Origin of the sequence: Filomicrobium sp., assembly GCF_025698805.1 — a bacterium.
GTDB lineage: Bacteria > Pseudomonadota > Alphaproteobacteria > Rhizobiales > Hyphomicrobiaceae > Filomicrobium > Filomicrobium insigne.
Genome location: NZ_JAILWT010000002.1, coordinates 485403 through 506032 on the forward strand (window position 1 = coordinate 485403; position 20630 = coordinate 506032).

Annotated in this window: 18 protein-coding genes; 7 read left to right on the plus strand and 11 right to left on the minus strand. The window is 57.7% G+C overall.

From position 1 onward, the window contains the following. The first annotated feature begins 10 nt into the window (after positions 1-10). The 3 genes from K5845_RS06065 to K5845_RS06075 all read left to right on the plus strand — a co-directional run bounded on the left by K5845_RS06065 (position 11) and on the right by K5845_RS06075 (position 2293). Complete coding sequence (locus tag K5845_RS06065) at positions 11-1138, plus strand: cysteine desulfurase family protein (RefSeq protein WP_287958629.1); 1128 nt, start codon at positions 11-13, stop codon at positions 1136-1138. 5 nt (positions 1139-1143) lie between these two features. Continuing rightward, positions 1144-1890, plus strand: coding sequence for a class I SAM-dependent methyltransferase (locus K5845_RS06070; protein ID WP_287958630.1), 747 nt, complete (start codon positions 1144-1146; stop codon positions 1888-1890). Positions 1891-2005: 115 nt separating this feature from the next. Continuing rightward, entirely contained in the window at positions 2006-2293 is a 288-nt protein-coding gene (locus K5845_RS06075; protein ID WP_287958631.1) for a helix-turn-helix transcriptional regulator, read from the plus strand. Here K5845_RS06075 and K5845_RS06080 read toward each other — a convergent pair. From K5845_RS06080 to ggt, 10 genes are all read right to left on the minus strand, one after another. After that, positions 2259-3515 carry a tyrosine-type recombinase/integrase gene (locus K5845_RS06080; protein ID WP_287958632.1) on the minus strand — a complete coding sequence of 419 codons (1257 nt, stop codon included), beginning with the start codon at positions 3513-3515 and terminating at the stop codon, positions 2259-2261. The two genes, K5845_RS06075 and K5845_RS06080, sit on opposite strands and share 35 nt — an antisense overlap. A gap of 294 nt (positions 3516-3809) precedes the next feature. Continuing rightward, complete coding sequence (guaA, locus tag K5845_RS06085) at positions 3810-5357, minus strand: glutamine-hydrolyzing GMP synthase (protein WP_287958633.1); 1548 nt, start codon at positions 5355-5357, stop codon at positions 3810-3812. A gap of 138 nt (positions 5358-5495) precedes the next feature. Further along, the gene (locus K5845_RS06090; protein ID WP_287958634.1) at positions 5496-5975 is read right to left on the minus strand and encodes a TspO/MBR family protein; all 480 of its coding nucleotides are present in this window, start codon (positions 5973-5975) and stop codon (positions 5496-5498) included. A gap of 42 nt (positions 5976-6017) precedes the next feature. Next, positions 6018-6962, minus strand: coding sequence for an alpha/beta fold hydrolase (locus tag K5845_RS06095; protein ID WP_287958635.1), 945 nt, complete (start codon positions 6960-6962; stop codon positions 6018-6020). Positions 6963-7080: 118 nt separating this feature from the next. Continuing rightward, positions 7081-9075: a methyltransferase domain-containing protein gene (locus K5845_RS06100; protein WP_287958636.1), complete on the minus strand. Its 1995-nt coding sequence runs from the start codon at positions 9073-9075 to the stop codon at positions 7081-7083. A 216-nt stretch (positions 9076-9291) separates the two neighbouring features. Continuing rightward, on the minus strand, positions 9292-10587 hold the full coding sequence (locus K5845_RS06105) for an RsmB/NOP family class I SAM-dependent RNA methyltransferase (RefSeq protein ID WP_046479699.1): 1296 nt from the start codon (positions 10585-10587) through the stop codon (positions 9292-9294). Beyond that, positions 10584-11000, minus strand: coding sequence for an MAPEG family protein (locus K5845_RS06110; RefSeq protein ID WP_046479697.1), 417 nt, complete (start codon positions 10998-11000; stop codon positions 10584-10586). The genes K5845_RS06105 and K5845_RS06110 overlap by 4 nt, the downstream gene beginning before the upstream one ends. Positions 11001-11011: 11 nt before the next feature. Then, positions 11012-12508 (minus strand): IMP dehydrogenase, encoded by a 1497-nt coding sequence (guaB, locus tag K5845_RS06115; protein ID WP_090227931.1) that lies wholly within the window; start codon positions 12506-12508, stop codon positions 11012-11014. 114 nt (positions 12509-12622) lie between these two features. Beyond that, complete coding sequence (locus tag K5845_RS06120) at positions 12623-13666, minus strand: FAD-dependent oxidoreductase (RefSeq protein WP_287958637.1); 1044 nt, start codon at positions 13664-13666, stop codon at positions 12623-12625. Then, entirely contained in the window at positions 13641-15431 is a 1791-nt protein-coding gene (gene ggt / locus K5845_RS06125; protein WP_287958638.1) for a gamma-glutamyltransferase, read from the minus strand. Before ggt ends, K5845_RS06120 begins: the two co-directional genes overlap by 26 nt. Positions 15432-16021: 590 nt before the next feature. On the opposite strand from ggt, the gene K5845_RS06130 reads away from it, so the two are divergent. Both K5845_RS06130 and K5845_RS06135 read left to right on the plus strand, forming a co-directional pair. Continuing rightward, positions 16022-16933, plus strand: coding sequence for a VOC family protein (locus K5845_RS06130; protein ID WP_287958639.1), 912 nt, complete (start codon positions 16022-16024; stop codon positions 16931-16933). Between the two features lie 412 nt (positions 16934-17345). Then, complete coding sequence (locus K5845_RS06135) at positions 17346-17993, plus strand: L,D-transpeptidase (RefSeq protein WP_076605361.1); 648 nt, start codon at positions 17346-17348, stop codon at positions 17991-17993. A gap of 106 nt (positions 17994-18099) precedes the next feature. Here the strand turns inward: K5845_RS06135 and K5845_RS06140 are convergent, their stop codons facing one another. Further along, the gene (locus K5845_RS06140) at positions 18100-19074 is read right to left on the minus strand and encodes a zinc ABC transporter substrate-binding protein (protein WP_160298740.1); all 975 of its coding nucleotides are present in this window, start codon (positions 19072-19074) and stop codon (positions 18100-18102) included. 196 nt (positions 19075-19270) lie between these two features. Here K5845_RS06140 and K5845_RS06145 point away from each other — a divergent pair, with 196 nt between their 5' ends. Both K5845_RS06145 and K5845_RS06150 read left to right on the plus strand, forming a co-directional pair. Continuing rightward, positions 19271-19924, plus strand: a complete 654-nt coding sequence (locus tag K5845_RS06145) for a DUF1007 family protein (protein ID WP_046479681.1) — start codon at positions 19271-19273, stop codon at positions 19922-19924. Positions 19925-20156: 232 nt separating this feature from the next. After that, complete coding sequence (locus K5845_RS06150) at positions 20157-20543, plus strand: hypothetical protein (protein ID WP_046479679.1); 387 nt, start codon at positions 20157-20159, stop codon at positions 20541-20543. Positions 20544-20630: the final 87 nt, after the last annotated feature.

A 20630-nucleotide genomic window follows, 5' to 3' on the forward strand; every position in this document is an offset into this window, starting at 1 on the left:
GAGAACAAATATGACCGACATCTACCTCGACTATAACGCAAGCACACCGCTCGACTCCAGGGTCGCAGCCACGATGCGCGCGCTGCTCGACAACCCCTTCGGAAATCCTTCGAGCGGCCATTGGGCCAGCGTGTCCGCCAAGACGATACTCGAACGAGCGCGTGGCCAGATCGCAGCTCTTCTCGGTGCTGATCCGACGGAGATCGTCTTCACGAGCGGCGGCAGCGAGGCCAACAACATGGCACTCAAGGGAACGTTCTTTGCGCTCCGCGACAAAGGCGATCACATCATCACTCAGGCGACCGAGCATCCGGCGGTCCTCAAGCCGCTGCAATTCCTCGAGCGACTCGGCGCAAATGTGACCGTGCTGCCGGTCGACGGAAACGGATTGGTCGATCCAGATGCTGTGCGGCAGGCAATCACCCGTCGCACCATCCTGATTAGCGTCATGCACGCCAATAATGAGACGGGAGCGATTCAGCCGATCGAGGCTATAAGCCGTGTCGCGCGCGATCACGGCGTTCGCTTCCACACCGATGCGGCCCAGTCGGTTGGAAAAATCATTACTCGCGTCAACGACCTTGGCGTGGATCTCCTCACAATCGCGGGCCACAAGCTCTACGCGCCGAAGGCTATCGGCGCCCTGTATGTCCGACAGGGTACGCCGATTGAGCCATTGATCCATGGCGCTGGGCATGAGAACGGCCGCCGTGCCGGCACCGAGAGCATTGTTCTGGCCGCAGCACTCGGGGAAGCAGCGGAACTCGCCGGCGATCTCGAACCGCTGAACCGTGTCCGCGCATTGCGGGATCGCTTCTGGCAGCAGCTCAAGACGATCTTTGGCAATAGCATCGCGCTTAACGGTCCAGAGAACGGGCGCCTTCCAAATACCCTAAACGTTGCCTTCGTCGGTCGCGTCGGCTCGGATGTGCTCTCAGAGTTGCAAGGGGTCGCGGCCTCGACCGGCTCAGCCTGCCATGCCGGGCGCGTCGAGCTATCACCGGTGTTGGCCGCGATGGGAGTGAGCGAGCGAGTCGGCATGGGCGCGATCCGCTTCAGCTTGGGCCGCGGTACAACAGACGAGGAGATTGATGCCGTTATCACCCGCCTCGCAGAAATTCGCTCCGGCACCCCGTAACGGCTATGGTTTCCGAAGCCCCGAGAGCTAGCAGTCCACTGACTGACGCATATGAGCGGTGGCGCGCCAGCAGGTTGGGACAGATCACCGATCGACTTCAGCAGCAAACGTTGAGCGGGTTGATTGGCGAAGTTGACGGTCTTCGCGTGCTCGACGTCGGCTGCGGCGACGGCGTTTTCGCCATAGAGCTGGCCAAACGAGGCGGGATCGTCACTGGCCTCGATCCGGATCCCACCATGCTCCAGGCCGCAGAGGCCCGCGCTCTTAAAGAGGGCATCACCCTCACTCTTGAACAGGGGGAAGCCGGCGCATTGCCGTTCCCGGACGCCGCCTTTGATCGCGTAGTCGCAGTAACGGTCCTCTGCTTTATCCCCGACGCCGAGCAGTCCATAGCTGAGATGGCGCGGGTCCTGAGGCCAGGCGGACGGCTCATTGTAGGGGAACTTGGTCGCTGGAACGTGTGGGCGGCACAGCGCCGAATACAGGGCTGGATGGGCAATTCCGTCTGGCGCGACGCGTACTTTCGGACCGCGTCAGAGCTTCGCCGCCTCGTTACCCGCCACGGCCTTACGGCCTGCGAAACGCGAGGCGCCACCTTCTATCCGCCATCCGGCGCTGCCGCTTCGAGGCTGGCTACAATTGACCCGTGGCTCGGCCGGCGGACGACCTTGGGCGCAGCGTTCATCGCCCAAGCCGCACAAAAGGGTCGCAGGGCGAAATGTCGGCCGCAGTCATTCTCACCGGAAATGTGAACTATCCGATTTGTACGCTATGGTGCGATATTCCCGCACGCAGGCCCACAGGGGCTTCTCACGCTCAATATCTATCGCTTTCTATTGTCATCCATAGCTTAAGGAGGCCAATAGAATGAACTCAGGAGCTACCAACCCAATTTTGCGCAGGACTATCAGACGTCATCAGCTGCGCGAAATGGTACCGCTCGCAGACAGCACTATTTACGAGATGGAGCAGAGAGGCGAGTTCCCGCAGCGTTTTGCCTTGTCCCCGCGGTGTGTCGTCTGGGACCTTGCGGAGGTTGAGGCATGGCTTCTGGAGCGGCGAGCGGCGCCGATCCGGCGCGCTCAACACCCCGACGTGACGAAGCGAAGGACGCGGCCAATCAAAGGGCAGGATCAAGCTCCATCAAAGGCATAGCCGGAGGGAGCAGAATGGGCACGTGCTTTCGGCCTTCTACCCACGCATCCACGATGTCGGACCATTCCTGCATCATGTGGCGGCGCTGAACCTCGTACTCGGCCTTATTGTAAACTCCACGAGACGACCGGCCATCCTCGTGCGCCAAGCACTTCTCGATCCAGTCGCGATTGAACCCAAGCTCGTTGAGCAGTGTCGATCCTGTCCGCCGAAGGTCGTGCACCGTGAACGGCGCCAACGGCAGCCCTTCCTTTTTCGCCTGCTCCACGACGGAATACGTCACGCGATTGAACGTCGCACGCGACATCGGCGCATCGGCATCGTACCGCGAGGGCAGCAGATATCGCGAGTTGCCCGCGCAGGTCTTGAGTGCGATCATGATGTCAAGGGCCTGGCGAGACAGATATACGTTGTGAGCCTTCGATCGCTTCATACGTTCCTTCGGAATCGTCCAAACGGCGTTCTCGAAATCTACCTCGTCCCAGACTGCGTCCTGCAACTCGCTCTTGCGAACCATCGTCAGCAGATACAGCTTCATCCCGAGCCGGATCGTGGGCAGCGTCGCCACCTTCTCCAGTTCCTTGAGCATGATCCGGATCTCGGTCGGAGACAGGGAGCGATCCTTAGGCGCGAAGGTCGCGATTGATGCTGGCCCAACGTCATCGGCCGGATTCGCCACCTTCTCGCCGTGCAGAATGGCGAAGCCGTAAATCTGTTTCAGGATATCGCGCACGTGGATGGCGGTCGCTGGAGCGCCGCGATCGACGATCTTGCCGCAATGCGCGCGCAGATCGTCCGGTGTGATCTCGGTCAGGAGACGATTGCGCCAAACCGAAAGCAGCTCCCGTTCGAAAATCGACCGCCTCATTGCCCGCGTGCTGTCAGCCATCGGCGCGTTGACGAGCCACTTCTCTCCGAATTCTCCGAAGCTCTTTGCTTCCTTCAGGCGTCTCTTCTCACGCTGCTTTTCGATCGCGGGGGAGCGCCCCTCGCTGACGGCCCTTCTTGCATCAATACAGAGTTCGCGAGCGCGAGCCAGTGAGATGCCATCGCGGCCGTACTTCCCGAGGTAAACGGTCTCGCGACGGCCGTTCAGCCGATAGTCTAGGCGAAACGATATCGCGCCGGACGGCATGACACGCACATACATGCCATCCCGATCCGCAACTTTGTACACTTTGCTCTGAGGCTTCAAAGCCTTGATCGCTGCATCCGTTAGCATCTCCGCGCCACCTCCAAAAAAGTACCGTCATGCGGCTTCTGGATAGCTTTGGCGGCAAATTCGCTGCTTTTACAAAGCGTTATAGCAAAAAAAGTACCGTCAAAGGCCTGTTCACCCCTGACGGTACTTTCGTTTTCACAGCTGATCAATATGCGAGAGACCCGTCAGACGGTCCGTCATCGCCGACCTTTACACACCGATAGCAGCCGATAGGTGCCGAGCAAATTTTTCTTTTTCACCAACGGGTTACAGCGTGCTGTAGCGTATTTTCGGATACCCCCGGATGGGCAAAAATCATTCCCACTCGATCGTCCCCGGCGGCTTTGAGGTGATGTCGTAGACGACGCGGTTGATACCGTTGACCTCGTTGATGATGCGGGTCGCTGTACGTCCAAGAAAATCATGGCTGAAATCGAAATAATCAGCCGTCATGCCATCCGTTGATGTGACGGCACGCAACGCACAGACGTGATCGTAGGTGCGCGCATCCCCCATGACACCCACCGTTCGCACGGGCAGCAGAACAGCAAACGCCTGCCAGATGCGGTCATACAAACCAGCCTTGCGAATCTCTTCCAAATAGATGCTGTCGGCATGACGTAGAATGTCGAGCTTCTCCGACGTCACCTCACCTGGAATTCGGATCGCCAAGCCCGGACCGGGGAACGGATGTCGGCCAATGAACGCTTCCGGCAACCCCAGCTCGCGCCCAAGCACGCGCACCTCATCCTTGAAGAGTTCGCGGAGCGGCTCGACCAGTTTCAAATTCATTCGCTCTGGAAGCCCACCCACGTTGTGGTGAGACTTGATTGTTACCGATGGCCCGCCGGTGAACGACACGCTTTCGATAACGTCGGGATAAAGCGTACCCTGCGCCAGAAAATCCGCACCGCCGAGCTTGCGGGCTTCCTCTTCGAATACATCGATGAACAAACGGCCGATGGTTTTGCGCTTTTGTTCCGGATCTGAAACGCCATCAAGTGCGGAAAGGAACGTCTCGCGCGCGTCCACGTGAACGAGTGGGATATTGTACGTGCCCCGGAACAGGCTCACGACTTCGTCCGCCTCTCCGGACCGCAAAAGCCCGTGATCGACGAAAATGCAGGTGAGCTGGTCGCCGATCGCCTCATGGATCAACACGGAAGCAACCGCTGAGTCGACACCACCGGACAACCCCGAAATGACCCGAGCGCCGCCAACCTGTGCACGGATCTTTTCGATCTCGCTGGACCTGAAATGCGCCATGGTCCAGTCGCCCGGCAAGCCTGCAATGCGGTGCACGAAATTGGAAATGAGTTGGGCGCCCCGCGGCGTATGCACGACTTCTGGGTGGAATTGCACGGCGTAGAACTTGCGCGCCTCGTCCGCGATCGCCGCAAACGGCGCTCCATGAGATACAGCGGTTACCTTGAAGCCATCAGGCAAACGTGTGACGCGATCACCGTGGCTCATCCAAACTTGATCTGTGTCACCCTTCGCCCAGACGCCCTCGAACAACGCGCACGCGTCAGTGACCTCTATCTCGGCACGACCGAACTCGCGGGTGTGTCCCCCTTCAACGCCGCCACCGAGTTGCGCCACCATCGTCTGCTCACCATAGCAGATGCCGAGCACAGGAAGACCGCACGTCCAAACCCAATCGGGCGCCCGAGGCGTTCCGGTTTCCGTGACACTCGAAGGTCCGCCTGAAAGAATGATCGCCTTCGGAGTAAGCCGCTCCAGAGCGTCCTCCGCCCGATTGAACGGTACGATCTCCGAATAAACACCCGCTTCACGCACACGTCGTGCGATAAGCTGAGTGACCTGGCTGCCGAAATCGATGATGAGAACGGTATTTGTCATGGAGCACTATGTAAGCAAGAAGTGTCGGGAAAAACGGAGGCGCAAAACGGCGAAACCGCCTGCTTTAGCGCTCGATAGACCATTGCACTCAAGAAGCGTCAAGCAATGCTTTCGCAACCTGCGCGATCCCGCCACAGCTCAGGTATTGGACTGCAGAAGCGCGAGATTGAACGCAGCCACGTAGACAATCCATCCAGCATACAGTCCAAACAAGACGGAAGCAGACTTCCGCAACCCCCAGGACACAAAGATGAAGGCCGCAACGGCGAACAAAAGCGCAAAGATGACATCCATGGCGCTATCGATGCGGTGTCGCTCAAAAAGAACGTAAGGCCACGCCACATTGAGGCCCAACTGCACGAACCAAAGAAGCAGCGCAAGGCCAAGCCCCTGCGCGCGCCACACGATCCACCCAGCCACCGCGATGACCACGTACCAGACGAGCCAGATTGCCGCCAAGACATCGAGAGAAGGTGCCCAATCCGGCTTCACGAGTTGACCATACCAATCCGTCGGCCAGGTTCCGGAATATAGTCCGGTTACAAACGTCGTATTAAAGCCAAGCGCGACAACCGCAGTGATGGCGAGAAAAACGAACAATGAACTCCGGCGTCGCACTGCTGTTCCCCCCAAGCGAAATCCCAGCCATCTCGCGCGAGCTCACTCCGAGCATTTACCCGTTTTCCCGGCGGTACGCGCCAGCTGGGTCAAGACCGTATCGATATGGTCGTATATCCAGAAATGACCGGCCCCTTCAATCCGCTCAACCGAGCAATCGGGGAGTTGTGCACCGAGCCATAATGCAGCTTCCACCGGCACGATCCGATCATCCGTGCCCTGCCAGATGAAGGTGGGTGCATGAATCGCGCCGAAATCCACACCCCAGGGCCGCGCAAAAATATCTAAGTCTGCCAATCCGCCGGCAACGCCTTGCCGCAAGGCTTCGCGCGTCATCTTGATAAGACTCGCCTCGACATGGGGTTGGCTCAACGTCGCCGTATCCGCTGGGTTGAGCAGACGGGCGAAGAGACGTGCGGAAAGCTTGGGCGAAATATTGAAACCACGCGCAGCGACAGCCGCAACGGCGCGAAGCGCTCTCCGCCGTTTCGGCAGCTCCATGAAAAACCTACGCTTGGCGCGGGAGGCATGCACACCGGCGTCGCCCTCCTCCTCACCCAGCGCCGCGTACATATCGGCAATCGGCCCCATCGGACTGACAAGAGCCAATGCTGTTATCCGATGCGCCAAACGGGCAGCGAGCGCCACCGCATAAGGCGCCCCCCCCGAAACCGCGCAAACGGCCATTCGATCAAGCCCTAGGTGATGAGCGATCGCTTCAAGCTGCTCGGCCCGCTGCGCCAGCGTCGGCCGATGATCTACCGGCGAGAGGCCGTATCCCGGCCGATCGGGGCAAATAAGTTGAAGCCCCCGCGCGCGGGCAGCCGGGCCAGCAACCTCGAACATCAAACGCGAAGCAGGTGCGCCGTGGATCGCAAGCACAGGGATCCCGGAAGGATCGCCATAGCGCGTCAGTCCAAAAACGCGCCCGTCATCCAATTGCAGCCGCTGCGGATTGAGATCCTCTGGCTCACGTAACCGCTCCACAACCCCTCCGCCCAAATACAAATGACGGCATTGGCCCCAGGGCCAAACCACAAGGGATATGGATAATGCGCAGCGGCGGCGGACACAAACCTATGCCGTATCCACCGCCGACTTATGATCAAGCTACTTGCTTGGCTCGTTGCGTCGCTTTTTTCTGCGTCGTCTTATTCGTCGTCTTGGACGACTTGGCAGCCCGGACAACCGGACGCTCGACAATACCGAGCCGTTCAACAGCCGCGCCAAGTACCTGCCCCAGCATTTCGCTGTAGCGAACGCCCGCAAAGCCCGCCATCAGGTTGAACTTGCCATCCCAGCACCAGCCGGGGTTGGGGTTCACTTCCAGAAGCTTGATTTCGCCGCGAGCATCCGCCCGAAAATCAAACCGGGCATAGTCTCGGCAGCCTAGCCGCTCGAACAAACGCGAGGAGTGCTCAATGAGCTGCTGTTGAGCAAGGTCATTGAGATTGGCTTCGACATAGCGAATCTGCGTCCAATATGGGCTCTCTGGTTCCCATTTTGATTCGTAGCCCAGAATTTTCGGCAATGACGGATCGAGCCTGGAGTAATCAACTTCCAGGATCGGGAACGCTCTGAGCCCCTGTCCTGGATTGCCGATCATGCCGACAGAATATTCCGATCCCGTCAAATACTCCTGCACGAGGACGGAGCGCTTCGGAAACGACGTCCGCAGCTTTTCCAGGTAATCCATAAGCGCCGTTTCGTCGGTAACGACGGCATCTTTTGTAATACCCTCCGAACTATCCCCCACGTTCGGCTTCAAAATCGCAGGAAAAACCGACGGTAGCGTCGCGCCTTGATCCCCTGGACGCACATACGTTTCAAGCGGCACCGGCACATCGAGCGTCATCGCTGCCGCGCGTACGAGCCCCTTGTCGTAGCAAGCCGCTAACGCAGCTGGTGCACCGCCCGTGTAAGGCAAATCCAGCATCTCAAGCATTGCTGGCACGTGTAGCTCTTTGAAGGGGTCGTTATTGAAACCCTCATCGCAGAGATTGAACACGAGATCGGTCGAAAGCTCACTGAGATCGCGCGCCAAGGTTTTATGGTTGTCGAGAAAACGGAACTCGTATCCCGGCAATTCAGAAAGACCTTCTTTAAGTCGCCGTACCGTATCCAGATCTTCGGCGTTGAAGACGCCATCACGCTTGACTTGATCCGGCAGGCGGGGATCGCCGAGGAGCACCGTCACGTCGAGGCGGTGCGTCACACCTTTTGCCTTGCGGGCAGCCTTAACCGGCGCATCCGCAGTCAGCAGAATGCGCCGCGCCATCATCCCCAAATCCTGCTCCCGGTCCGACACACTCTCGGCGGAGCCATGATCTCGGAAATTGCGGAAGCCGACCTTCTCGAGAAGCGCCGCGATGCTCTCGCGGGTGTAGAGCCGTTCCGCATAGAACTGATCCGCGATGACACCAAGCTCGTCGTGTACGATCACCTCACGAGAAATTAGCCGATCCCGATCTGAGGAGAGAGAACGCTCACGGCACACGAACTGATGCGCATCAATCCATTCCCAGGAGCGACGCTCGAAGTGCTCCGCCATATACCCGCCGTCGGTGATGTCGAGGAAGATCTGCCCCGACGGCCGCAGCATTTTGGCGACGGCAGCGAGCACTTTCTCATCATCGGTCTGGTTCGAGAAATAGCCGAACGAGTTACCCATGATGCAGACGAGATCAAAACTGTTCTCCGGCAACCGCGGGTTCCGCGCATCGCCTTCCTTAAACAGCACGCTCAGCCCCTCGGCCTGCGCACGCTTCTTGGCAAGCCGGATCAAATACCGTGAGCGATCAACACCGGTGACCTTCCGATATCCGCGCCGCGCCAGTTCAAGGCTATGTCGACCTTGGCCGCAGCAAAGGTCGAGCACGTCCTCGGCTTTCTCTAGGCCGGACGCCGTAATAAGGAAGTCGATGTCGCGCGATGTGTTTTCACTGTTCTCGACGACGTCCCCGTCTGTCTTCACGTACAAAGCGTTGAACAGTTTACGCCACCACTCGGACGGCAAGTGCTGTTCGAGATCTGCTACTGGACCGAAACTGGTGCGGGGAGTGGGCCGTTTTACCTTTTTGGGTTTCGCTGTAGGCGCCATCGTATACTGCCGAACCTCCTGAAAGATTTGGCTAAAAAGCTGTTCCATGCCTCTCGATGACCGGCATCACGCCGGCTACGACCTAAGGAGTCGCGACCCCGCGAACCTAAAGGCAGCCGACACATAGGGGAATATTGAAATCAATCAAGTCACTTCTTTGTCGCGAACGGAATATATTTGTGAAAACAGACATTGTGACGAAGCACGAAGATTACACTAAGTATTTCTCGACAATATAGATATGTAGAAACCGTCCGTGCCATGTCGCGCCGGAGTGAGTTGCAGTCCAACGTTATCCCCCGTCGAGGACACCGGCGCATCAGACCCGAGTTGTTGTTGCCATTCGTCTACGTAGTTGATTGGCGTAAAGCCTTCATGCTCAGCGCAAAACCAGCGTACTTGCTCGCTATTCTCTTGCGGCAGGATTGAACAGGTCACATAGACCATGCGACCGCCCGGTTTGACCATTTTGGCAGCCATTTGGAGAACGCTTTTCTGATCTTCGAGACGCGCTGCTACGTTTTCGGGGGAAAGCCGCCACTTCGCATCCGGACGCCGCCGCCATGTTCCCGAACCACTGCATGGTGCATCGACAAAAACAAGGTCGAAGCGGTCACTGAGAGCATCCAACCCGGCCGCATCGCCCGCGTCCATAACCTGAACATTGCGCGCGCCCGCACGTTTCAACCGCTCGAAAATTGGTCGAAGCTGCGTCTTCTCACTATCGTAAGCATAGACCTGCCCCGTGTTCTGCATCGAGGCTGCAAACGCGAGCGATTTACCACCCGCACCGGCACACAAATCCAACACCTGCAAACGCGGTCGCGCTCCGGCCAGAAGCGCAGCCAATTGACTGCCTTCGTCCTGAACCTCAAACCATCCTTTGCCATGAGCCGTTTCGGCTTCCACATTCGGCGCCCGCTTACCGCCTTGCGGCGCCGGGATACGAATCCCAACGGGGGAAAGCAATGTTGCCTCCGCGCCGTATTTTTCTAAAGCCTTGAGGACTTTCTCCCGCGTTGCTTTAAGCGTGTTGACCCTAAGGTCAAGAGGCGCCCGTCGGGCTAAGGCTTCGCCTTCCGCTACGGCGCAAGCCCCAAATGCCCTATCGAATTCCCCGCTCAGCCATTCGGGAAAATCACCCTTTATATGAGCTGGTAAATCGTCCGAAAGAGGCCGATCAAGACCTGCTTGTTCCAGCTCACTTAGAGGCGAGATGCTGTGAGTCGAGCCGTCAGCCAACGCAATCACATCGGCCGCCGTTACGCCCATCGCCTCAGGCGCGGCTCCCACGATCAGCGCACGCGCACTATCGCTCCCCATCTTCCAGGCGATGGAATTTCGGCGTCGCAAGGCATCGTATACGAGATTGCCGATCGCAGCCCTGTCCCCAGAACCGGCGAAACGATGCGAGCGGCCCCAATCGGCAAGCGCTACCGACGCCGGCCTGTGACGCTCAATGACATCGGTCATGACTTCAATAGCGGCTTGTATCCGCGCGCCCGGTCTCACAGCGGAGCCGTGAGCAACGCCGCGACAATCATCACGAACATCGCAACCAGGAAAACAACCCCCAGCCCAAACGCCCAGAATCGCTGGCTCAAGTCATTGCGACCAACATGTATGGTCGCATGTATCAAACGCGAAATAACAAACCCCCACGCCGCGACAACCATCGCAAAATGCACCTGCCCCAGATAAATGGCCAAACCACTCAGCACATAGAACAGGACGGGCGTTTCGAACTGATTGGAGAAGTTGTTGCCGAACTGACGCACAGAGTCCGGCCACGCATGGTTGTCCAACGCAACCTCTCGGACACGCACCTCACCGCGCTTAACGGCCTGATACCGCACCCAGCCGGTCACAAGGCCAAGCACAAGTGTCAGGGTAACTTGCGCCAGGATCGGCCATACCAAATTCACGTTTCGAAACCTCAGCTAACGCCGGGATAGTTAGGACTTTCCCGCGTTATGGTGACGCCATGGGTATGGCTCTCGGACATAGCAGCAGGCGAAATCCGAACGAACTTCGCCTTTTGCTGAAGTTCAGCCACCGTTGCCGCACCGACGTATCCCATTGCCGCACGCAAACCACCAACGATCTGATGCAGCACGCCATCCACCGGCCCCTTGTAGGGAACCTGCCCCTCGATCCCCTCGGGCACCAGCTTCAGCGTATCGCGAACCTCGGCCTGGAAATAACGATCGGCGGAACCGCGCGCCATCGCACCGACCGATCCCATACCACGATACGACTTGTAGGTTCGTCCTTGATAGAGATAGGTCTCGCCGGGTGCCTCGTCCGTGCCCGCAAGCAGAGAGCCAAGCATGACGCATTGGGCGCCAGCCGCGATCGCCTTGGCGACGTCGCCGGAAAACTTGATGCCACCATCAGCAATGATCGGCACACCATGCTTACTGGCTTCGCTCGCGCAATTCGAAATCGCAGTGAGCTGTGGCACCCCGACACCGGCCACGATCCGCGTTGTGCAGATTGAACCCGGGCCGATGCCGACCTTGATGGCGTCGGCACCAGCATCAATGAGCGCAGCCGTCGCTTCAGCCGTCGCCACGTTACCGGCAATCACTTGAACAGCATTGGATTGCTTCTTGATCCGCGCCACCGCTTCAATCACCCGGCTCGAATGACCGTGAGCCGTATCGACGACGATCAAATCGCAGCCAGCATCAACCAGCAGCTCGGTCCGCCGGAAACCGTCTTCGCCAACCGTGGTTGCAGCAGCGACCCGCAGACGGCCTTCGCCATCCTTGCACGCGTTCGGATGTTTCTGGGCCTTCTCGATATCTTTGACCGTGATGAGCCCGATGCAATTGTAGTCATCATCAACGACAATGAGTTTTTCGATACGGTGCTGATGCAGAAGCGTCTTGGCTTCATCCTGCGTCACAGAACGCTTAACCGTAATGAGCTTGTCCTTGGTCATCAGCTCCGAAACGGGCTGCCCCGGATTGCTCGCGAACCGCACGTCACGGTTCGTCAAAATGCCGACCAATTTTCCGGCTGACCGGCCTGGTGACGGAGAGACGACAGGAATACCGGAGATCTGTCGTTCAGCCATCATCTTAAGTGCATCGGCCAATGTTGCGTCCGGCGTAATCGTCACCGGGTTCAGCACGATGCCGGACTCGTATTTTTTGACCATCGCCACCTGCCGCGCCTGATCCTCAGGCTCCAAGTTGCGATGAATCACGCCGATACCACCGGCTTGCGCCACTGCAATTGCGAGACGCGCTTCGGTGACCGTGTCCATCGCCGACGACAGGATGGGGATATTGAGTGAAATCGACTTCGTGACCTTCGACGACACGTTAACCGCGCCAGGCATGATTTCCGACCCTGCCGGGACCAGGAGAACATCATCAAAGGTGAGCGCTAGCCCTGAATCTGAATTGATCGGGCTCAAGGCCATAGGGACCTCCGGGGTTGATCATGATAGCTGCGCGCTCGGCAAATCTGAGCGCCGAGCGAACACTTGATCGCCAGCGCTATACCACTTGCCAGGGATTGCGCAAAGCCATGTGGCTCAGGCTCTTTGATTCCTGTGCACCAGAGGGTGAACACAACCGCTTTCCGAAAGAAGCGATAGGACGGCCTCCGCCAGCACCGGAGCCAGCAGGAAACCGTGCCGATAAGCGCCGTTAACGTGCACGACACGCAGATCCGGCGACACATTAATCCCCGGAACATTGTCTGGAAACGCAGGACGCACGCCGGCTCCGATATCGAGAATCTCCGCCTCCCCAAACGAAGGGCTGAGGCTATAAGCCGCTCCGAGTAACTCAAGAGTGGAGCGAACTGTAACCGGACCACTATCTTCGCTTTCAAGCACCGTCGCCCCAACCATGAAGCGATGATCCGACCACGGCACAACGTAAAGAGGATGCCGGGGGTGAAGCAACCGGACCGGCCGGCTCAGACGGACGTCGGTGCAACGGATTATGAGACGCTCTCCACGAACACCGCGCAGAGTAGGAAGTGCATCCCGCGCAGCGAGACCTCGGCAGTCGACAATCGTTTGATCAGCAGTGATATCTTCTGGCCGCGCTGCACCTGCCGCCCCGAACACGATCTCAACGTCCAGCCGTCGAACCTCATCGAGCAGGAAAGCAAGCGCTGCTGGCGTTTCGACGTGTCCTTCCTCAGCGAAATAAAGTGCAGACGAAAAGCGTCCGGCCAAATCCGGCTCAAGTTCACCAACTTGCGCTTCATCGAGCTTCTCATAGCGCTCCGTCATACGCGCGAAACGCATCAGCTCCGAAGTGTCTCTAGGACTCGCAACGACCAAGCTACCTGAAAACTTTACACCGGGATAAACGTAGCGCCACAACTCGAAGCCCTGCCGACCCAGATCTCGAACAATGGGCGGCGCGGCTTCCGATTCACAATCCGGCGCAAGCATGGCCCCCGCGTAAGAACTCGCCGACTCCGATAGCGGATCGGCATTGCGATCAAAAAGCCGTACGCGCGCACCTGCTCGAGCCAAAAGCAATGCTTGCCATAGCCCCAACACACCAGCACCTAGAACGGTGACCTCTCGGCCCTCAATCCCCGATTGCAATACCCTCACGCCGCGGGTCCGCAGCGCCCTCCAGCTTGCCCTTCTCCAACACCCTGACGATCTGGGTGCCTGACGTCATCAGATCGGGCACGACCTCATGACCAAACGGTTTGACCTTGAGACCTTCCCAGACGGCACTTGGTGCCAACTCGATTTCAAATGACCCGCCACGGCTTCCAAAGTTGATGAGATCAGCCGCGTCCTGCGCGTTCATCTTCCAATCGATCAGCGCCACCAGCGTTTTCAATACGTAAAGGATTATCCGCGATCCACCGACAGATCCGAGTACCGACTCTAAGCGCCCCGCCTCATCGAAGACCATCGTGGGCGACATGGAGCTCCGCGGACGCTTGCCCCCTTGTACACGATTAGCGATCAAGCGCCCCGACTCGTCGGCTGGAAGAAATGAAAAATCGGTCAGCTCATTGTTCAGCAAGAAACCGGAAGCCCACAAACCGGACCCGAAGCCGCCCTCGATCGTCGTTGTCATCGAAATCGCATTGCCATCCCCATCAACAATCGAGATATGGCTGGTACCCGAGCGCTCTTCTGTTGCGTCGACACCGGGTAGGGGCTGCTCGAAGTCCAGGAGTCGTCCCGCGTCAGGCTGCTCCATCGCTTCATCTGGATCAATCAGCCGGCGACGCTTGCTGATATAACTTTTGGCGAGAAGACCATCGGGAATACGGACAAAGGCGGGATCAGAAATATAGCGGTCGCGATCCGCATAGGCGAGCTTCTCAGCCTCGGCAATGAGATGCATAGCAAGAGGCTGCATCCTCTCTTGAGCATCCCCGCCGAGATCATACGCCTCAAGCAACATCAAGGTCTGAGCGATAGTGTAACCGCCTGACGATGGCGGCCCCATGCTGCATATCCGCTTACGCCGGTACGTAAAGCAAATAGGCGCGCGCTCAATAGGGGCGTAGGTCCCAATATCCGTCAGGGTCATATCACCCCCTGCATTGGGCGCTGAGGCAACTGCGTCCACAATCGACTGCGCAATGGGCCCATCTTCGTAAAAGGCCTGTGCGCCATCGTTTGCGAGCACACGGAGTGTTGCCGCGAACTCCGGGTTTTTCAGCGTATACCCGACAGGTCGCGGCCACCCATCTTCGGAAAAGAAATAGCGGCGCGCGGGAGGTGTAAAACGTTCAGCTCCAAACCACGTGAGTAGCAGATTGAGCCGCCGCGAAACGGTGAAGCCGTTCTCAGCCAATTGGATCGCCGGCTCAAAAAGACGTGCCCACGGCAACTTGCCATGACGTTCGTGCAAAAGCGCCATCACAGCCACAGTTCCGGGAACGCCGACACTCAAACCGGAATTGACTGCTTTGCCGAACGGCATACGGGATCCATTTACGAGGAAACGGTCTGGACGAGCCGCGGCCGGAGCAGTTTCACGCCCGTCGTACGTCGTCAATTTCTGCCCGTTTTCGTTCCAATGGAGAACGAAGGCACCCCCGCCAATTCCCGAGGACTGAGGCTCCACAAGATTGAGCACGAGCTGCGTCGCAATAACTGCATCCGCAGCACTGCCTCCGGCACGCAATATCTCCAGACCTGCCTTACTTGCGTAGGGGTTTGCCGCCGCTACCATATACTTCGAGGCGGTAGCCAAACGCTTTTCGACATAGCCGGAATGTGCTTCCGGCGCGCTTCGCGTTTGTGCCAATGCGCCGCTGCCGGACCAAACAAGCGCCCAGACAGCAAGCCCCGTCAGCAATGAAGCAACGAGGTTCCATAAACGAGCCCGGCGAAACCGGAACGGCAATCCCGAGCCCGCTCGTTCAACGCAGAAGCTATATCGAATCCTTAAGTGCATATCTCACTGAGGCTTTTCACGACGTCCGCCCTATCTTGCGGCGCCTTCCGACTCAATGAAAATCTGACCGCATTGGATGCGTCATGCTTCGCACAAAACGTGCGAAAAGCCGGAACGGCGAGAGGGCAAGAATGCCGTTCCGGCTCTGACAAGGCGCGATCTTCACTCCGGCGGGGGTACGCAGGAGACACCGGCCCTGGTGGCGAGTACCAAAGACACCAACGGTGAGGGGCTTGGGGAAGACCCGTTGGCATCTGGCAACGCTCTCGCGACAACCTTTTGAATTTGCTTAGCTTGAGCTGAGACGCATGTCGTATTTGTTCTTCAAACGTTCTTATCCCAGATCTCCCCATGCCGTCAAGGTAAAACAGAACAAAATGGGAACGGGAAATAAAACCAGCCGCCAACGCGAAACGCGCATCTGAAGGGCAAGGGACCCTTACTGACGTTTTCGTGAACGATGAGAAGAGTATCCAGATCAATCTTGCTGGCGTGCTGCTCTAGGATACGGAAGAGGCGATGCGCTCAGGAGGCATCCAATGTCCACATCTCTCGCCACGCAAGCAACCAACCGCATCCCGTATGCCGCTCCACTCCGAATCGGCACGGTCACGCTCCGGGTCCGAGACCTACAATCCATCAGCCGGTACTACGAACACCTCGTTGGGTTGCGCATACTAAGCTCGGATGGCCACACGGCCCATCTCGGAACCCGCGACTCGACACTGCTTAAGCTAATCGGCGATCCAGGCGCGGAACCGCGGCCTCCTGGCGGCGCAGGCCTCTTTCACACAGCGTTTTTGCTGCCCAACCACGGTCAACTGGCACTCTGGACGAAGCACGCAGTCGATAACCGTTTCCTCATTACAGGCGCCTCCGACCACGCCGTAAGCGAAGCTATCTACCTGTCCGATCCCGAAGGTAATGGTATCGAGATTTACGCCGATCGCCCGCGGGAAGAATGGCGCTATGCCGAGAGCCAAGTGAAAATGGTTACCGAACCACTTGACGTCGAGCGTCTGTTGGCATCGGCCTCAGGAACGTGGAGCGGCTTGCCCGATGACGGCGTCATCGGTCACGTACACCTCCAAATTGGCGCACTCGATACTGCTGAGTCTTTCTACGGAACTATCCTAGGTTTCGATATTTCTTGCCGCTATTCCGGCGCCAACTTCTTCGGCTCAGGCGGCTATCATCATCAGCTAGCCACCAACGCGTGGGCGAGCCGAGGCGCAGGCCCACGCCCGGACGGAGCTGCCGGACTCGTGGCCTTTGAGATCCTTGCTGACAAATCTCTCATAGCACCCATCCGACAGCGTGCCCAAAGCGCTGGCGCCCTGACAGCGGAAAGCAATAGCGGACTGACCCTGCGTGATCCCTGGAACATTGAAGTGACGTTACGAACAAACGAAGCAACCAAACCAAAACGGACGAGCCTCCCGCCAGGCTGAGCGTGACAGGCAAGACTTATAGTCATCAAGAGATTATTTTGGTGGTTAAAAAACTATCGAGCAAAACGGTATCGATTGCTCGATTCATTCTGGTTCAATGGGTAAAAGCTGATGCACTCTTACGGACCACCCATGCCTAAAATTCCCTTTCTGGAAGTTTAATGCAGGGACAAATTCCCCCCTGACACTTTCGTGATCCGCCGGAATACGATCATGGCAAGAGTGTGGCTTGGCTGCTCTGCCGTCGAAACCCAAACGCAACTATACGTTCTCTTTACTCGGGACGATCCAAGATCGGCCGGACAGGATTGTCTGTCGTAAATTTTTCTGACGACAGATAGCAACCGCGCGCCGGGACAAATCGTTAAGCGCAAGCCGCAGTTTTTGAGAGAGATGGACGGAGCAATTTGGGATGTCCGCACTGAAGTTCATGAGCCGTAGTATAGTTGTACTGAGCGCCATCCTCGCCACTGCCGCCGCGGCGCCAAGCGCCTCAGCGCAGACGTTGTGGGGTGGCGATAATGAATGGGGCGGGGGCCGTCAAACCGTAACGTTCAACGAACAGTATACGCCAGGCCAGATCATCGTCAGCTTTGGCGATCGCCGCCTGTACCTCATCACGAAACGTGGCCAAGCCATCAGCTACCCAATCGCAATTCCGCGCGAAGACGCACGCTGGCAGGGCACGACCAGTGTTTCCATGAAACGCGAAAACCCGGATTGGCGCCCCACGCCAAGCATGCTGGCCAAAAATCCGCGCCTGCCAAGCTGGGTTCCCGGTGGTCACCCGATGAACCCGCTAGGCGTTCGCGCACTCTATCTTGGCTCAAGCACATATCGTATCCACGGCACGGATGCACCCTGGACGATCGGTACAGCAGCCTCCGCAGGTTGCATCCGAATGTACAATGAGGACGTGCTTGACCTCTACCCGCGTACAAAAATTGGCGCGAAGGTCACAGTGACCTGGGATCGCTTTAAGACCAACAAAGAGTACAACAGCGCGAGCTACAGCGATCAGCAGGGCCGCACAGGCTACTACGACGGCTTTTTCCGTTAATCCCAAAAGCCGAAGTCGAAAGTTATGAAAAAAGGACGGTGCTTTATCGCACCGTCCTTTTTTGTTTGCTGAGAAACGAGAACCCATTGCGTTCCGACCTTAGACCTTAAGGGCCCGCACGTTTATCACCCCGTCCAAGACATGCCACAAACCCACGCGCAAGATTTTCAAGCATGGTCGTGTAAAGCTCGGGGCCGGGTTCAACGTCGATCCCAATCGGATCGAGAACTCCAGTTCGAGCACCGGTCCCCTCGCTGACGGCCTGGAGCACCCGCGAATTGAATTGCGGCTCGGCAAAGATGCAAACCCCGCCCAAGCTCCCAATCCGCTCACGCAACACAGACAATCGCCGAGCCCCGGGCGGGACTTCCGGATTGACGGTCACCGCGCCGGCCGCCCGCAGGCCGAACCGCGCTTCAAAATAGTGGTAGGCATCATGAAATACGACAAAAGGGATATTACGAACTGGGGCCAGTTCAGCCGCGATCACGGCAGAGGTCTGATCCACCTTCTCGGCAAACTTGCGCGCATTGAGCGCGAACGCTTTTGCATGCTGAGGCCAGCGGCGCGAGAACACCTCAGCTAAATGAAAAGCCATTACCTTGGCGTTTTCCGGATCGAGCCAGACGTGCCCATCCACACTGTTTGCGACAAAAGAAGCATTGTCCCCCAATTCGTGCGCATGCGTGTGGTCGTCACCGTGCGTATCGAAGTGACCGCCAAACCGTAGCTTCAGAAGGTGCATCCCCTTCGTTTCAGCGAGCGTCACCACTTCAACCGCCTCAGGAAGGGCCCGCACAATACGCGCCGTAAACGGTTCGACCTGCTCGGAAACGCGTACAAAAACGTTCGTCTTATTGAGTTCGCGCGCGTCCGAGGGTTTCAAAGCGTAAACATGAGGCGAAGCGTTGCCGGAGATCAAAAGTGTCGGCGTTGCTATGCCCTGCATTACCGCTGAGGCAATCGAGTGTATAGGCTTGCTGGTGATGACGACGTTCGACGCATCCTGGGCAACAACCGGTACAATAATGCCGACGTACGCAACCCACGCTAACAACGCACAAAACACGTGATCGGCCACGCTATGGCGCACACCCGCGCACCTTCCAAGGCGCCGGCGCTTCCATTTCACCGGCCTCGGCACAATTTGAGTTGTAACGATTCTAATCCGCCTTACTTTGCGCCGATTAGCACGCGATGCCAAAGTCGCACCCATATTAGTCGCAAACGTTGAAGCCGTCAGACGCACGAAGCTCGTTAGATCAAGGTTGAGATCCATGCTGTTGACCTTATCCCGGATAATTGCTGCGCACCTCGCGGTATTGGCTCTGGTGATTTCGACACCGCTTGCAGCACACCCGCACGTCTGGGTAAGCGTGGAAACGACGCTTGTCTACGACAACGGCCGCATCTCCGGGTTTCAAAATAGCTGGACGTTCGACGATGCCTACACCTCCATGGCAATCGAGGGGCTAGACGCCAACGGCGATGGCAAGTACTCCCGCGACGAGTTGACCGAGCTCGCTCAAGTCAACATCGACGGGCTGAAGGAATTTGACTACTTCACTTACCCCAAACTCAACGACGAAGCTCTGGCTCTCGGTGCTCCTCGGGACTACTGGCTAGAGCACCAAGACGGGATTCTCACCCTTCATTTCTTCCTGCCGCTGGCTGAACCAGTCCTTGCCGCGGCGCCGGGTTTCACCTTCCAGGTATTTGACCCGACCTATTTCATCGCGTTCGACCTCGCGGAGAAAGATCCGATCAAACTCGCCGCAGGTGCACCACCAGAATGCCATATCGATATCGGCGTTCCAAAAGCAGATACGGCTGAAGCGGAAAAGCTCGGCGAGGCCTTTTTCCAACAGTTTGGCGGCGACATCGGTATTGGCCTCGCCAAAACTGTCTCGGTCAAGTGCTCCAGTTCCTAAACACATAACACTGCACCGTCTAAACCGAATCTGATCTCGGCGCATTTGCCCGTAGGAGCCGTACGGACTTTTGCGGTCACCGCGTCCTATTTTGACGCGCGGGTTAACTCTTATCTAAAGACACTCACCGCAGTAGCACACGCACGAGCTAGTCTCTGAACCGAGCACCGATCCACGTCGGCAACGTGAGCCGCCCAGCTCCCAACGACCTAGAGGTCAGCTTGAGTTTCATATGCGCCTGATGCTGCCAGTTCTGTTTGCCGCCTCTGCGCTGATTACAGTGCTCAGCACATCCAATGCGGCCCGAGATCTGATCAGCGCACCGTCATCCGCGGACGCCGAATTAATCGTGATTGAGGTCGAAGGGTGCTTATACTGCAAAGTCTTCCGTCGTGACGTGCTTCCGGGCTATCTGGCGTCCCCGCGCAGCAAGGAAGCCCCTATTCGTTTCGTTGACTACAATACCCAAACCGCAGCAGATCTCCCGCTGAATGGGCCTGTCACCATCGTCCCGACTTTTGTAATGATAAAAGACAACAGGGAAGTTGGCCGATTACCGGGCTACGTCGGCAGAAGCGAGTTCCTCCGGGCTGTGACCCATATGCTGTCTGCGCCATAACTTCGCTTTTCTGTCCTTCCATATCCGTTGCCAAGCCACAGACGATCGGCTTTCATGCCGGCAGTTTTTGTTACGGTGCGGTAGTTC